At 64.2% G+C, this 14,821-nt stretch carries 15 protein-coding genes; 5 read left to right on the top strand and 10 right to left on the bottom strand.

Annotated features, from left to right (window positions below; translation table 11 throughout):
- Nucleotides 1-74: 74 nt before the first annotated feature.
- The 4 genes from queF (at nt 75) to rapZ (ending at nt 3,705) form a co-directional block, all read left to right on the top strand.
- Nucleotides 75-908: an NADPH-dependent 7-cyano-7-deazaguanine reductase QueF gene (gene queF / locus ACFJI2_RS29585; RefSeq protein WP_377703014.1), complete on the top strand. Its 834-nt coding sequence runs from the start codon at nt 75-77 to the stop codon at nt 906-908.
- 362 nt (nt 909-1,270) lie between these two features.
- Complete coding sequence (locus ACFJI2_RS29580; RefSeq protein WP_377703013.1) at nt 1,271-1,753, top strand: PTS sugar transporter subunit IIA; 483 nt, start codon at nt 1,271-1,273, stop codon at nt 1,751-1,753.
- A 44-nt stretch (nt 1,754-1,797) separates the two neighbouring features.
- Nucleotides 1,798-2,733: an HPr(Ser) kinase/phosphatase gene (gene hprK, locus ACFJI2_RS29575; protein WP_056404135.1), complete on the top strand. Its 936-nt coding sequence runs from the start codon at nt 1,798-1,800 to the stop codon at nt 2,731-2,733.
- Between the two features lie 108 nt (nt 2,734-2,841).
- Nucleotides 2,842-3,705, top strand: a complete 864-nt coding sequence (gene rapZ, locus ACFJI2_RS29570; RefSeq protein ID WP_377703012.1) for an RNase adapter RapZ — start codon at nt 2,842-2,844, stop codon at nt 3,703-3,705.
- A 104-nt stretch (nt 3,706-3,809) separates the two neighbouring features.
- Here rapZ and ACFJI2_RS29565 read toward each other — a convergent pair whose 3' ends face one another.
- The 8 genes from ACFJI2_RS29565 to ACFJI2_RS29530 all read right to left on the bottom strand — a co-directional run bounded on the left by ACFJI2_RS29565 (nt 3,810) and on the right by ACFJI2_RS29530 (nt 10,433).
- Nucleotides 3,810-4,886, bottom strand: a complete 1,077-nt coding sequence (locus tag ACFJI2_RS29565) for an enoyl-CoA hydratase/isomerase family protein (protein ID WP_377703011.1) — start codon at nt 4,884-4,886, stop codon at nt 3,810-3,812.
- A 93-nt stretch (nt 4,887-4,979) separates the two neighbouring features.
- On the bottom strand, nt 4,980-5,336 hold the full coding sequence (gene hpf, locus ACFJI2_RS29560) for a ribosome hibernation-promoting factor, HPF/YfiA family (protein ID WP_107870022.1): 357 nt from the start codon (nt 5,334-5,336) through the stop codon (nt 4,980-4,982).
- Nucleotides 5,337-5,405: 69 nt separating this feature from the next.
- The gene (locus tag ACFJI2_RS29555; protein ID WP_377703010.1) at nt 5,406-6,896 is read right to left on the bottom strand and encodes an RNA polymerase factor sigma-54; all 1,491 of its coding nucleotides are present in this window, start codon (nt 6,894-6,896) and stop codon (nt 5,406-5,408) included.
- Nucleotides 6,897-6,902: 6 nt separating this feature from the next.
- Nucleotides 6,903-7,682 (bottom strand): LPS export ABC transporter ATP-binding protein, encoded by a 780-nt coding sequence (lptB, locus tag ACFJI2_RS29550; protein WP_377703009.1) that lies wholly within the window; start codon nt 7,680-7,682, stop codon nt 6,903-6,905.
- 2 nt (nt 7,683-7,684) lie between these two features.
- On the bottom strand, nt 7,685-8,260 hold the full coding sequence (gene lptA / locus ACFJI2_RS29545) for a lipopolysaccharide transport periplasmic protein LptA (RefSeq protein WP_377703008.1): 576 nt from the start codon (nt 8,258-8,260) through the stop codon (nt 7,685-7,687).
- A 3-nt stretch (nt 8,261-8,263) separates the two neighbouring features.
- Nucleotides 8,264-8,881 (bottom strand): LPS export ABC transporter periplasmic protein LptC, encoded by a 618-nt coding sequence (lptC, locus tag ACFJI2_RS29540; protein WP_377703007.1) that lies wholly within the window; start codon nt 8,879-8,881, stop codon nt 8,264-8,266.
- A 14-nt stretch (nt 8,882-8,895) separates the two neighbouring features.
- The gene (locus tag ACFJI2_RS29535) at nt 8,896-9,435 is read right to left on the bottom strand and encodes a KdsC family phosphatase (RefSeq protein ID WP_377703006.1); all 540 of its coding nucleotides are present in this window, start codon (nt 9,433-9,435) and stop codon (nt 8,896-8,898) included.
- Complete coding sequence (locus ACFJI2_RS29530; RefSeq protein ID WP_107870017.1) at nt 9,435-10,433, bottom strand: KpsF/GutQ family sugar-phosphate isomerase; 999 nt, start codon at nt 10,431-10,433, stop codon at nt 9,435-9,437. The genes ACFJI2_RS29535 and ACFJI2_RS29530 overlap by 1 nt, the downstream gene beginning before the upstream one ends.
- A 109-nt stretch (nt 10,434-10,542) precedes the next feature.
- Here ACFJI2_RS29530 and ACFJI2_RS29525 point away from each other — a divergent pair, with 109 nt between their 5' ends.
- Complete coding sequence (locus ACFJI2_RS29525; RefSeq protein ID WP_377703005.1) at nt 10,543-12,519, top strand: cation:proton antiporter; 1,977 nt, start codon at nt 10,543-10,545, stop codon at nt 12,517-12,519.
- A 110-nt stretch (nt 12,520-12,629) separates the two neighbouring features.
- Here ACFJI2_RS29525 and ACFJI2_RS29520 read toward each other — a convergent pair whose 3' ends face one another.
- Nucleotides 12,630-13,772: a DUF484 family protein gene (locus tag ACFJI2_RS29520; protein WP_377703004.1), complete on the bottom strand. Its 1,143-nt coding sequence runs from the start codon at nt 13,770-13,772 to the stop codon at nt 12,630-12,632.
- 4 nt (nt 13,773-13,776) lie between these two features.
- Nucleotides 13,777-14,628, bottom strand: a complete 852-nt coding sequence (locus tag ACFJI2_RS29515) for an MOSC domain-containing protein (RefSeq protein ID WP_377703003.1) — start codon at nt 14,626-14,628, stop codon at nt 13,777-13,779.
- Between the last annotated feature and the right edge of the window lie 193 nt (nt 14,629-14,821).

The raw sequence follows: 14,821 nt of genomic DNA, 5'->3' as shown, positions 1-14,821 counted from the left end.
CGCCGCGTGCCGCCGCGCCGCATTTGCGCTACCATGCACCCTTCGCTCTTCGCTTTGACCTCATCGTTGCCATCATGACCAATACCGCCGACCTGTCGCCCCTGGGCAAAAACTCCGCCTACCGCACCGATTACGCGCCGGAACTGCTGTTCCCCATCCCGCGCCAGGGCAAGCGCGACGAACTGGGCTTGCAGGGCACGCTGCCCTTCTTCGGCGTGGACATCTGGAACGCCTACGAACTGTCGTGGCTGAACATGCGCGGCAAGCCGCAAGTGGCGGTGGCGAAAATCACCTTCCCGGCCGATTCGCCCAACATCATCGAGTCGAAGTCCTTCAAGCTCTACCTGAACTCCTTCAACCAGACCCGCTTGGCCAACGAAGAAGCGCTGCGGTCGCTGATGGTGCAGGACCTGTCAGCCGCCGCCGGCGCCAGCGTGCACGTCGTCATTACCTTGCAGGAAGACTTTGGCAAGCTGGAAATGGGCGAACTGCAAGGCCTGCTGCTGGACCGGCTGGACATCGACGTGGACAACTACGCGCCGCAGCCGGAAGTGCTGAAAGCCAACTTCGACGACCTGCCGGTGGAGGAAGTGTTCATCTCCCACCTGCTCAAGTCGAACTGCCTGGTCACCGGCCAGCCCGACTGGGGCAGCGTGCAGATCAGCTACGCCGGCCCGCAAATCGACCAGGAAAGCCTGCTGCGCTACCTCATCGGTTTCCGCGAGCACAATGAATTCCACGAGCAGTGCGTGGAACGCATCTTTACCGACATTCTCCGCCATTGCAAACCGACCCAGTTGGCCGTATATGCCAGGTATACGCGGCGCGGCGGGCTGGACATCAACCCCTGGCGCGCCAACTACAGTACCGGCACCAAGCCATCCAATCTGCGCAATGCCCGTCAGTAACATGCAGCAGCTTCGCGGGCCATGTGCGGAATCACGTATCACTTGGCCCGGATTTGTCTTACAATGAATCAATAAAGGTTGCGCTTTTCAAAGCATCAGCCGATATCCGTAAAAGACATTCAAAAATCGGCGAATCCGCGTAGTCCCTGACAAAAAACTGGCATTTGTCTTGTATTCGACGCGGAAATAGCTAATATCTCTGCCAGTGCTTATTTAACAACGCTACGGCCTGCCCCAAGCGGACTGCGGCGGATTGCGGAGCCAGCCATGGCGCATGCGAATTCAAGTTACACGGCAAAAAAACAAGCCTATAATTCTGCTCGCAAGCCACATTTGTGCGCCGCACCATTCCACGTCGCGTTATGAACAACCTGAGCAAAATCCTATCCCTCGAAAACGTCCAGCTCGATCTGGAAGTTTCCAGTAAAAAGCGCGCTTTCGAGCAAGCCGGCCTGATTTTTGAGAACAACTGCGGTATCGCCCGCTCCACCGTGTCGGACAACCTGTTCGCGCGCGAGCGCCTGGGCTCCACGGGCCTGGGCCACGGCGTGGCCGTGCCGCACGGGCGCATCAAGGGCATGAAGAGCCTGAAGTCGCCGCTGGCGGCCTTCGTGCGCCTGGCCGAGCCGATTCCGTTCGAGTCGCCGGACGGCAAGCCGGTCAGCCTGCTGTTCTTCCTGCTGATTCCGGACCACGTGACGCAGCAGCATCTGGAAATCCTGTCGGAGATCGCCGAAATGTTCTCGGACGACGGCTTCCGCATCGCGCTGGCCAGCGATCCGGACCCGCAGTCGGTGTACAGCCGCATCGTGAATTGGCAACCCAGCTTGCAAGCTGCAGGTTAAAAGCAGGTTACACTAAGGCGTCTGCCACCCTGAATAGATAAGCCATGCTGCAAACGCCCCTGACGATACAACGCCTGTACGACGATAATCGTGAAACGTTGCAGCTCGGCTGGTTCGCCGGCTTCCCCGGCGGCGAGCGCCTGATCTCGGGCGATGTGGCCTCGGCGGCCGACCAGGTTGGCCACCTGAACACCATCCACCCGGGCCGCATCCAAGTGTTCGGGCACCAGGAAATCAATTACTACCAGCGCCTCAAGTCGCTCACGCGCGCGCACGTCATCAGCGAACTGATCGCTGGCGGCCCGCCTGCGCTGATCATCGCGCAAGGCCTGGAAACGCCGCCCGACATCCTGGCCATCTGCGACGAAAAGAACATTCCGCTGTTTTCCACGCCGCTGCCGGCGGCGCAGGTGATCGACTTCCTGCGCGTGTACCTGTCGAAGAAGCTGGCGCAGCGCATCATCATGCATGGCGTGTTCATGGACGTGCTGGGCGTGGGCGTGCTGATCACCGGCGATTCGGGTCTGGGCAAGTCGGAACTGGGCCTGGAACTGATTTCGCGCTCGCACGGCCTGGTGGCCGACGATGCGGTGGAGTTCGCGCGCATCGCGCCCAATATGATCGAGGGCCGCTGCCCCGCGCTGCTGCAGAACCTGCTGGAAGTGCGCGGGCTGGGGCTGCTGGACATCAAGGCCATCTTTGGCGAGACGGCCGTGCGGCGCAAGATGCGGCTCAAGCTGATCGTGCACCTGGTGCGGCGCTCGGCGCTGGAAGAGGAAGTGGAGCGCCTGCCGTTCCAGTTCCCCACCGAGGACGTGCTGGGGCTGCCGATCCGCAAGGTGGTGATCCCGGTGGCGGCCGGCCGCAACATCGCGGTGCTGCTGGAAGCGGCGGTGCGCAACACTATCCTGCAACTGCGCGGCATCGATACGCTGCAGGAATTCATGGAACGCCAACGGCAGGCCATGAGCGGGGATTAGCCGCAACGCGACGCAGGCACGGCGGGTGACGCTGCGCTAACCCGCCCTACAGCTTTGATATGTTCGCTAACGCACCTATCGCGTAGTCTTGATGTATCATCTTTAGCTATGCGTATCGTTCTCATTACCGGCATCTCCGGCTCCGGAAAATCCGTCGCCCTCAACGTCCTCGAGGACACGGGCTATTATTGCGTGGACAATCTGCCGCCGGCCTTGCTGTCGCAGCTGGTGTCGCAACTGACCGACGAAGGCACGCAAGCGCTGGCCGTGGCGGTCGATGCGCGCAGCGCCGAGTCGCTTACCAGCCTGCCGGACGCCGTGCAGGCCTTGCGCCAGCAGGGCCACGACGTGAAGATCATGTACCTGACGGCGAACACCCATTCGCTGGTGGCGCGCTTCTCGGAGACGCGCCGCAGCCATCCGCTGTCGCACGAACTGAAGCCGGGGCAGAACCCGGCCGCGCGCCGCACGTTGATCGAATGCATTTCGGAGGAACGCGAGCGGCTGTCGGCCATCGAGCAGCTGGGCCACGTGATCGATACGTCGGAACTGAGCGCCAACAAGCTGCGTGCCTGGATCAAGGATCTGGTGCAGAGCGAAAACGCGCCGCTGACGCTGTTCTTTGAATCGTTTGCCTTCAAGGTGGGCGTGCCGCTGGATGCGGACTTTGTGTTTGATGTGCGCGCGATCCCGAACCCGTATTACGACCTGGCGCTGCGTCCGATGACGGGCCGCGATGCGCCGGTGATCGCCTTTCTGGATGCGCAGCCGAGCGCGGACGAGATGTTCAAGGACATCCGCGATTTCGTGGCCAAGTGGCTGCCGTCGTTCAAGACCGATAACCGCAGCTACCTGACGGTGGCGGTGGGTTGCACGGGCGGCCAGCACCGCTCGGTGTATATGGCCGAGCGCCTGGCGCGGCATTTCCACCCGACCGAACAGGTTGTCCTGCGCCACCGCGAGCAGTCGTGATCGGCGGGTTACGGCGTTCGCCTAACCCGCCCTACGGTTCGACGGTTTCGACGGTTCGACGGTTCACGTAGGGCGGGTTAGCGCGGGACGCGCGTAACCCACCATCACAGGTGCCGCAGCGGATGCGCGTGCGCCGGCCACGGCGGCGCGAAGAACGCCGCCACCATCTCCGGCGTCACCTCCTCCAGCGTCCCTGGCGACCAATTCGGCGCATTGTCCTTATCGATCACCAGCGCGCGCACGCCTTCCAGCACTTCCCCATGTTCGAAATTGCGCCGCACCAGGTTGCGCTCCATGCGCAGGCAGTCCGCCACGTCCAGCGCGGCGCCGCGCCTCAACAGCTCCAGCGTCACGCACATCATCAGCGGCGAGCGCGTCTGCATGGCCTGCAGCGCCTTCTGCGCAAACACATTCTCGTCACCGGCCAGCGAGGCCATGATGTCCGCCACGCTGTCCAGCGCGAAATGGCGCTCGATGGTGGCGCGCTCGGTCTCCAGCACGCCGGGGCCGGCCCGGAACCGCGCGCTATAGGCTTCAATCGCGTCGCGCAGCTCGCCGCCCGGCACCGCCTCCAGCAAGTCGCGCAGCGCTTCCCAGGCATCGGTCGGCACGTAGTGGTCCGCCAGGCCGACGTAGAGCGCGTCCGCCGCGCCCACGGTCAGGCCGGTCAGGCCCAGGTAGCGCCCCAGGCTGCCGGGCGCGTGCGACAGGAAATGGCTCCCGCCCACGTCCGGGAACAGGCCGATGTTTACTTCCGGCATGGCCATCTTGGTGCGGTCCGTCACAATGCGCACGCCGCAGCCGGGGCCGCCCTGCGAGATGCCCATGCCGCCGCCCATCACCACGCCGTCCATTAATGCGATATACGGTTTAGCGTAATAGTGGATCAGGTGGTTGAGCGCGTATTCTTCGGTGAAGAAATCCTCCAGCAGCGCGCTGCCGCCCTGCGGCGTGGCCGTGCCCACTTCGTGGAAGAAGCGGATGTCGCCGCCGGCGCACAGTGCTTTTTCGCTGCTGCTGCGGATCACCACGGCGGCTACGGCGCTGTCGTTGCGCCAGGCCATCAGTGCGGCCGTCAGGCTGCGCACCATGCCGAGGGAGAGGGAATTGAGCGCCTTGGGGCGGTCGAGGGTGATGAAGCCGGTGCCGTTGGCAACCGTGGTCAGGACGTGCTCGCTCATGCTGGATGTCTCTATGATTGTTAGAGCTCCATTTTAGCGCGGGCGCAAAAAAGGGCGCCAGATGCGCCCTTTGTTGGAGTGCCGGTGACCGTATTATGCGGTGGCGGCGGGTTCGTAAGTGTCGGGGAGGTGTTTGATGGCCGCGTGGCCATGCTCCTGCACTTTCGACTTGTATTTCATGACTTGGCGGTCCAGTTTGTCGACCAGCGTATCGATGGCAGCGTACAGGTCTTGCGACAGGCTTTCCACGTACACGGTCTTGCCGGACATTCGCAGATTGATCTCCGCTTTCTGCCTTTTCTCTTTCTCGGTGAGGTTATCTACAGTCAGGATGACAGCAATATCAATAACTTGATCGAAGTGGCGTTTGACCCGTTCCAGCTTGTTCTGCACGTATTCACGGATGGCGGGGGTCACTTCGAGATGATGTCCACTGATGGTGAGATTCATACACACTCCTAAAGATAAGGGCTCGTACGCTGTCGAATGTTATTGGAGCGCAGGGGAACCCAAGTAAAACTACAAAGCTTTACGCAGACTTACCGGAGGGATTTTCAAGGCTTCGCGATATTTGGCAACAGTCCGTCGCGCAATTACCATGCCCTGTTCACCCAGCATGTCCGCAATCTTACTGTCGGATAAAGGATTTTTCGGGTCTTCAGCTCCTGTCAATTGCACAATCAGCGCCCGTATCGCCGTCGAGGATGCTTCTCCTCCTGCTTCGGTGGCGACGTGACTGCCAAAGAAATATTTCAACTCAAACATCCCATGCGGAGTCAGCATGTATTTCTGAGTTGTTACGCGAGAAATAGTGCTCTCGTGTAGTCCCAGTGTATCAGCAATTTCACGCAACACAAGGGGTCTCATGGCAACCGCGCCATGGCTGAAAAAGTTCTTTTGTCTTTCTACTATCGCTTGTGCGACGCGCAGTATCGTGTCGAAACGCTGGCGCATATTCTTGATCAGCCACTTCGCTTCCTGCAGCTGCGCACCCATCGCGGTTTCGCCTTTGCCCTGCTTGAGCATGTTGGCGTACAGCGCGTTCACGCGCAGGCGCGGCATCACGTCGTTGTTCAGCGTGACCTGCCAGCCATTGCGCGCCTTCTTCACGATCACGTCCGGCACCACGTAGTCGGACACGTCGGAAGCGAACTCGGCGCCCGGATGCGGATTGCACTGGCGGATCACCGCCTGCGCTTCGCGCAAGTCTTCGTCGTCGCAATCGAGGGCTTTTTTCAGCTTGTTGAACTCGCGCTGCGCGAACCAGGCCAGGTGCTTTTCCACGATGCAGACAGCCATGCGGCGCGTCACCAAGGGCACGCCGGGCATGCGCTTGATCTGCAGCGCCAGGCACTCGGAGGCGCTGCGCGCGCCCACGCCGATGGGGTCGAAACTTTGCAGCAGGGTCAGCGCCGTCTGCAGTTCTTCCAGCTCCACGTCCGCCTCTTGCGGCAGGCGCGCGTGGATTTCCTCCAGCGGCTCTTCCAGGTAGCCGTTCTCGTCCAGCGCGTCGATGATCAGTTCCATCAGCACGCGGTCGCGCGGCTCCTGCACGGTCACGCGCATCTGCTCCATCAGGTGTTCGCGCAAGGTGCAGTGGCTCGCTTCGAGCTGCGGGCGCGCATCGTCGTCGTCCGGCGCCTTGCTGCGGCCGGCGTCGCTCCAGTCGGTGTCGGCTTCGGCGCCGCTGGCGCTGTCGCCTTCGCCGGTGGCGCCCTCGAAGGGATCGCCCTCGGCGGCCGGGGCGCTGTCCTGCGCGGGCGCGCCGACCTCGGCCGGAGAAGCGTCCGCGCCGTTAGGCTGGGTCTGGTTGATGGCGCCGTCGCTCAGCAGGCGCAGCGAGCGGTCCAGCGGGTCGTCCAGCCGCTCCAGCAAGGGGTTCTCGCCCAGCAGCTGTTCCAGTTCCTGGTGCAGCTCCAGCGTGGACAACTGCAGCAACCGGATCGATTGCTGCAGCTGCGGCGTCAGCGCCAGGTGCTGAGAGGTGCGGAGTTGCAGTGACTGTTTCATGGCGTCTTACATGCGGAAGTGTTCGCCCAGGTAGACGCGCCGCACCGATTCGTCGGCGATGATGTCGTCCGGACGGCCGGACGCCAGCACGCTGCCCTGGTTGATGATATAGGCGCGGTCGCAGATGCCCAGCGTCTCGCGCACGTTGTGGTCGGTAATCAGCACGCCGATGCCGCGCTCCTTGAGGAAGCGCACGATGCGCTGGATCTCGATCACGGCGATCGGGTCCACGCCGGCGAACGGCTCGTCCAGCAGCACGAAGCGCGGATTGGTGGCCAGCGCGCGCGCGATCTCCACCCGGCGGCGCTCGCCGCCCGACAGCGACAGCGCCTGGTTCTCGCGCAGCTTCTCGATCTGCAGGTCGGCCAGCAGGCGGTCCAGGCGTTCGTCGATCTCGGCCTTGCTCAGCGTTTTGCCGTTGACCTTCTGGATCTCCAGCACGGCGCGGATGTTCTCCTCCACCGTCAGCTTGCGGAACACCGACGCTTCCTGCGGCAGGTAGGACAGGCCCAGCGTGGCGCGCTGGTGTATCGGCATGCTGGACACGTCCACGCCGGCGATATCGATGCTGCCCGCGTCGGACGGCACCAGGCCCACGATCATGTAGAAGGAGGTGGTCTTGCCGGCGCCGTTAGGCCCCAGCAGGCCCACCACTTCGCCGCATTCGACCTGCAGCGACACGTCGTGCACCACCTGGCGCTTGCCGTAGGTTTTCTGCAGGCCGCGCACCACCAGGGTGCTGGTGCAGCCGTCCATGTTCTGCGTTATCTGCGTTGCTTCGGCCATCGTCATTTCCCCGCTGGCGGTTGCTGCGCCGGCGCGTCCGGCGGCGGGCGCTTGGTGGACGGCTGGATCACCATGGTGCCGCGGCCGCCGCCCGGCTTGCTCTCGCCGGTCGCGCTGTTTTTCACGCTGAAGAATTCCTTGCGGCTGTCGTAATAGATGAACTCGCCCTGCACTTCGTCGCTGGGCTTGCTGCCTTCCAGGCGGCGCACCTTGGCCTTGTTGAACAGCTTGACCAGCTCGATCTTGCCGTCGTACTCGATGCGTTCGGCTTCGCCCTCGACCCACTGGTCGCCCTCGCCGTCGCGCTTCTGGCGGAAGGTGGCCGGCGTGCCGGGCACGCTGGTCAGGGTGACGTACTGGTAGCCTTCCGGGTCCTGCGTGACCACCGCTTTCGATGACTTCATCAGCAGCGTGCCGCGCGTGAGGATCACGTTGCCGGTAAAGGTGCGGATCTGCTTCACGTCGTCCACGTCCACCTGGTCGAACTTGATTTCGGTGGGCTTGTAGGAGTCGGCCTTTTCAGCCTGGGCCAGCCCGGCTGCGCACAGCAGCAGGGCCGAGATCAGAATTTTTTTCATCGTTTATCCATTTTCTTGTTTGGTCTTGGCGGGCGCGTTTCGGGGCGGATACACGATCGTGCCGCGGCCCAGCAACTGCACCTGGCGCGTGGCGTTGTTGGCCTTCATGCCGGTGCCGGTCGCCGTGGCGCCGCCCTGCACGATCTGCACCGGCTGGTCGGTTTGCATGCGGTCCTCGTCCGGGTAGACGGTGAGCGCCTGCGTCGTCATCTGCATCGCCGGGCTCTTGCCCTGCGCCGCGCGGTCTATCTTCACGTTGCCCTTCAACTGCACGCGCGTGTTGTTCTCGTCCACGCGCGCGCGCTCCGCCGTCATGTCCATCGGCGGATGGGTGCTGCTCAAATTGCGCACCACCGGCTTGTCGATCTCGGACGCGTCGTCGATCGGGCGGTGCACCAGCTTGTCGCCGGCCACGATGTAGCTCGGCTTGCCGTCCTTGGTCATGCGCACCACGCTGAAGCGCTCGATGATGTAATCCGGCTCGTTCAGGCGCTTGTCGGCCAGCATCTCTTCTTCGCCGCGGTTCAGCAGCTGCACCAGCCAGAACGTGCCGCACGCAACGAAGACCCCGATCACCAGGGTCATGCTCAAGCGCCAGCGGTGCGCGGTTCGTTTACGCATAACTATGTACTTTCTCAGACCAGGAACTGGGCCATGACCTTATCGTAATTGCCGGTCGCGCGCAGCACGAATTCGCATACTTCGCGCACCGCGCCGCGCCCGCCGTGGGCGTCGGTCACGTGGTGTACGCGGCTGAGCACGTCGGCGCGGCCGTTCGGCACGCCCACCGCGAAGCCCACGCGCTTGAGGATCACCAGGTCCACCACGTCGTCGCCGATGAAGCACACTTCCTCGGCCGACAGGCCGGTCTTGGCCAGCAGCTCGTTGAACGGGGTCAGCTTGTCGTGGCCGCCCTGGTGCACGAATTCGATGCCCAGGTCGCGCGCGCGCGCCGTCACCTGCGGCGAACGGCGCGCGCTGATAATGGCGGTGAGGATGCCCGCTTCCTGCAGCAGCTTGATGCCCAGGCCGTCCTGCACGTTGAAGGTCTTCATCATTTCGCCGTCCGGGCCGTAGTGCAGGCTGCCGTCGGTGAGCACGCCGTCCACGTCGAAAATCACCAGCTTGACCCTGGCCGCGCGCGCCACATTTTCCAGATTGTAGGCCTTGTTCATCAGATCACCTTGGCGCGCGTCAGGTCGTGGATGTGCAGGGCGCCGGCCAGCTTGCCGTCGGCATCCACCACCAGCATCTGGTTGATGCGGAACTGCTCCATGATGGCCACCGCGTCCACAGCCAGCTTATCAGGCGAAATGCTGCGCGGGTTGGCATGCATCACATCGCGGATGATTACCTTGCTGAAGTCCTGCACTTTTTCGATCATGCGGCGCAGGTCGCCGTCGGTGAACACGCCGACCGGGCGGTTGTCGGCGTCGACCACGGCCGTCATGCCCATGCCCTTCTGCGTGATTTCCAGCAGCGCGTCCGGCAGGCGGGTGTCCAGGCCGACCGAGGGAATGGCGTCGCCGCTGCGCATCACGTCGCGCACGTGGGTCAGCAGGCGGCGGCCCAGGGCGCCGCCCGGGTGCGAGCGGGCGAAGTCTTCTTCCTTGAAGCCGCGCAGGTCCAGCAGCGCCACGGCCAGCGCGTCGCCCAGCGCCAGCGTGACGGTGGTGCTGGCGGTGGGCGCCAGGTTCATCGGGCAGGCTTCCTTGGCCACCGACACGTCCAGGTGCACGTCGGCCAGCTTGGCCAGGCTGGAGCCGGGCTTGCCGGTCATGGAAATCAGCGTGCTGCCCATGCGCTTGACCACCGGCAGGATGGCCATCAGCTCCGAACTCTCGCCGGAATAGGAAATGGCGATGAAGGCGTCTTCGGCCGTCACCATGCCCAGGTCGCCGTGCGCGGCTTCGGCCGGATGCACGAACAGGGCCGGCGTGCCGGTCGAGGCCAGGGTGGCGGCGATCTTGCGCGCGATATGGCCGGATTTGCCGATGCCGGACACCACAACGCGGCCTTTGCAGTTGAGCAACAGCGCCACGGCCTTGCCGACGCTGTCGTCGGTGGCCAGGCGCGCGTGCATGGCGGTAATGGCGTCCGCCTCGATCTGCAGGGTTTCTCGGGCCAGCGCCAGTGCGCGTTCGGCCGTGTTGTTGTCAAAAGCTTTCAGCATGGGATTTCCATCGGTTACACTCATGCCGGAAGTATAGCCGAATTGCGAAAGCAAAAAACTTGCCAGTCCCAACAAACAACGGGATGGGCCACCCAAATGGAAGCGCCGCATGTTTTCACCGCTTGAACTGACCCTTTTGCTGCTGGGCAGCGCCGTGCTGGGCGTGGTGGCGTTCCGCATGATGCATCTGCCGCCCATGCTGGGCTACCTGGCGGTGGGCATCATCATCGGCCCGCACGCGCTGGGGCTGGCCGAGCAGAGCGAAGCGAGCCATATCCTGGCCGAGTTCGGCGTGGTGTTCCTGATGTTCTCCATCGGCCTGGAATTCTCGCTGCCCAAGCTGATGGCCATGCGCAGCATCGTGTTCGGGCTGGGCATGGCGCAGGTGGTGGCCACCATCATCGCCACCATGGGGCTGGGCTGGCTGCTGGCCACGCAGGTGCCCGGCCTGCACATCGGCTGGCAAGCCTCGTTCGCGCTGGGCGGCGCGCTGGCCATGTCGTCCACCGCCATTGTGGTGAAAATGCTCACCGAGCGGCTGGAGCTGGAAAGCGAGCACGGCCGCAAGATCATCGGCATCCTGCTGTTCCAGGACCTGGCCGTGGTGCCGCTGCTGATCCTCATCCCTTCCCTGTCCAAGAATCCGGACGACCTGCTCGAAACGCTGGCCTGGGCAGCCGGCAAGGCGGCCATCGTGCTGGTGCTGCTGCTGTTCGTGGGCCAGAAGCTGGTGCGCGGCTGGTTCACCATCGTGGTCAAGCGCCGCTCGCAGGAACTGTTCATGCTGAACCTGCTGCTGATCACCCTGGGCGCGGCCTGGATCACCGAGAAGGCCGGGCTGTCGATGGCGCTGGGCGCCTTCGTGGCCGGCATGCTGATCTCGGAAACCGAATACAAGCACCAGGTGGAAGAAGACATCAAGCCCTTCCGCGACGTGCTGCTGGGGCTGTTCTTCATCAACGTCGGCATGCTGCTCAACCTGCGCCTGGTCATCGAGCACTGGTGGCTGGTGCTGGTGCTGCTGGCCGGGCCGGTGCTGCTCAAGTTTGCGCTCATCGCCGGGCTGGCCAAGCTGTTCGGCTCGTCCGACGGCGTGTCCATGCGCACCGGCCTGGCGCTGGCGCAGGCCGGCGAATTCGGCTTCGTGCTGCTCAACCTGGCCGGCGGCATGGCGCTGATGGACCCGTTCATCATCCAGGTGGTGCTGGCGTCCATGGTGCTGTCGATGCTGCTGGCGCCGTTCATCATCGCCAAGTCCGACCAGCTGGTGATGAAGGTGTCCAGCAATGAATGGATGATGCAGTCGCTGGCACTGACCAAGATCGCCACACGCACCATGAGCACGCAGAAGCACGTGATCGTGGCCGGCTTCGGGCGCAGCGGCCAGAGCCTGGCCACCCTGCTCAGCGAAGAGGACATCGCCTACCACGCGCTGGACCTGGACCCGGAACGGGTGCAGGAAGCGCAGACGGCGGGCGCCAACGTGTCCTACGGCGACGCCGGGCGGCGCGAAAGCCTGGTGGCGGCCGGCATCTACCGCGCCAGCGCCGTGGTGATCACCTACGCCAGCACGCCCTCGGCGCTGCGCGTGCTGCACCTGGTGCACGAGCTGGCGCCGGCGCTGCCGGTGATCGTGCGCAGCCACGACGACACCGACCTCGACCGCCTGAAAGCGGCCGGCGCGGCCGAAGTGGTGCCGGAACTGATGGAAGGCAGCCTGATGCTCGCCTCGCACGCGCTGGTGATGCTGGGCGTGCCGCTGCGGCGCGTGGTGCACCGCGTGCAGGCCGCGCGCGAGGCGCGCTACGCCTCGCTGCGCGGCTGGTTCCACGGCGCCAGCGACGCCGGCGGCGACGACGAGATGCTGCGCCTGCACTCGGTCACGCTGGGCGAGGACGCCAGCTGCGTGGGCAAGACGCTGGCCGAACTGGAAGTGGAAACGGCGGGCGCCGAAGTGGCCTCGATCCGGCGCGGCAAAGGCGGCGTGGAGGTGGCGCCCGCCACGGTGCTCGAAGCCGGCGACGTGGTCGTGCTGCGCGGCGCCGCCGACGCCGTCGCCCGCGCCGAAAACCAGCTCCTCGCCTGAACCTTGAACCTTGGCCTGAACCAAAGTCTGCTTCACAAGCAAGCTGAGCCGCATTCGGGGTCTGACCCCGAATGCGGCTCTGTCCGGCTGCGGGCGGCGGGCGGAGGCGCTTAGGCGCCGGGGCGGTAGGTGATGACGCGGTTGCGGCCGCTGTCCTTGGCTTGATAGAGCGCGGAGTCGGCCTGGGCGATCAGCTCGTTGGCCGAGGTTTCGGGGGTGACGCTGGGGTCGCTGCGGTCCAGGCAGGCCACGCCGATCGAGGCGGTGATGGAGACGCGCACGCTGGGCGACACGTCTATCATGCTGGCGGCGATGCCGGCGCGGATGCGCTCGGCCACGAAGGCGGCGCTGTCCAGGTCGGCATTGATCAGCAGGACTACGAATTCTTCGCCGCCAAAGCGCGCCAGCGCGTCCGACAGCCGCAGCTCGGCCTTGATGCGCTGCGCCACTTCGCGCAACACTTCGTCGCCGCCCTGGTGGCCCACCGTGTCGTTGACCCGCTTGAAGTGGTCGATGTCGATGTACATGAAGGAGATGTCGTAGGCCTGGCGCCGCGCGCGCGAAATCTCTTCCAGCAGGCGCCGGTCCATATAGCGCCGGTTGTAGACGCCGGTCAGCGAGTCGGTCAGCCCGATGTATTTGAGCATCTCGTTGGAGATCACATTCTCCAGGCAGATGGCGATGATGGAGGCCATGTGCTCGATGAAGTCGGTGCCCAGGCTGGGCGTGAAGCGCGTGGGGTCCACGCTGCCCAGGTTCAGGCTGCCGATAATGCGCTTGTTGCGCAGCAGCGGCACCAGCGCCACGCTTTGCAGCCCGTCCGGCGGACGCGGGAAGGCGTGGCCGTGCTTGAAGGCGTCGTACATGCCGAGCAGCGGACGCGGCGTGGGCGAATAGGCGTTGCGGCGGCCCAGGTCGAAGCCCAGGCTGTCCACGTCTTCCACAAAAATCAGGTCCGGGAACTCGGTGAAGTTCACGCCCAGCTTGCCCATCACGGTGTGGATGTCGCCGCCTTCGTCGATCAGGGTCAGGGTCACCGCTTCCAGTTCCGAAATGATGGGCAGCGTGCGGAAGATGGTGCCGACCAGTTCGGGAAAGGTGGAGGCGCTGACGATTTCCAGGTCGAAGGCCTGGTGCCGCATCATGATGTTGTGGTTGCGCTCGGCCTGTTCCAGCAGATAGGCCATGCGCGTGCGCAGCGCCTGGTTTTCCGCCTCCAGGTTGTGCGCGTCGGGCTTTTTGATGGGCATCATGGCATCAGAACGCCAGGTTGACGGCGATTTCCTGGCCCACGCGCAGTTCCTGGCCTTCGCCTTCGATCAGGATGCTGTTCATGCCGAAGCACAGCGCGCCCTCCACTTCGGGCTTGGCGCGGTAGCCGGCCATGATGTCGAGCGGGTCGGGGCCGAACTCGCCGGTGGCCTGGTCGATCGACGGCATGGGGCAGCGCGGGCAGGGTTTGACCGGCTTGAGCACGGCGCTGCCGGCGCGGAAGTCTTCGGCGTAGTCTTCCTCGAAGGCTTCTATGCCGTCCAGCACCAGGTTGGGGCGGAAGCGGTTCATGGGGATAGCCTGGCGGCCGGCCTTGACCAGCTTGTCGTTCAGGTCGGCCAGCGAGGCGCTGCCGGCCACCAGCATGGGGTAACCGTCCGAAAACATGGTGGTCGCCTCGACGCCCTTGGTCCATTTCTGGGACACGGCGCGGGTGGCGTTGGCGTGGAAACGCACCAGGCGGCACGGCAGGCCGAGGAAATTGCTGAACCAGGTCGCCGTGGTGGCGTCGCAGTCGTAGGCCAGCACCTGGTCGTCCCACACTTGCACGGTGCGCCTGGGGGCCAGTTCCGGGTCCGGCAGGCCGAGTTCGATTTCCAGGCGCAGCATGCCGGGGGCGCGCAATTCCAGCGTGTCGGCCTTCAGGCGCGGCACGATGAGGGCCATGCGCGGATGTTCGCGCTGGGTCAGCGCCAGACCTGCTTCGTCGACCACCATCCACTCGCGGTCGTAAATCTGCTCTTTCATCAGTCCGGCGCTGGTCAGCGTGGCTGAACGCAGGGACATGCCGGCGCAGGATTTGATGGGGTAGAGGTTGATTTCGGAGAGGATAGCCATGCTGACCGCCGCAGGCAGCGTGAACGGCCGCTGCCAAAATGTTATTCAAGTTGGCAGTATGGCAGCAAAGTGTCTTTCAGTAAATCAGGGAAGCCGCGGCGTTGCGCTACGGCGCAGCGAAAAGCCGGGATTGGGCGCAAATCCGGAAGCGGTTTGCGCAGGGCGACGGCGGCACGCGCGCCGCCGGGACAGC

It is taken from the genome of Pseudoduganella sp. UC29_71 (assembly GCF_042693265.1).
Taxonomy (GTDB): Bacteria; Pseudomonadota; Gammaproteobacteria; order Burkholderiales; family Burkholderiaceae_D; genus Rugamonas.
Note: the sequence above shows the minus strand (reverse complement) of the source record. Positions and strands in the feature narration are given on the sequence as shown.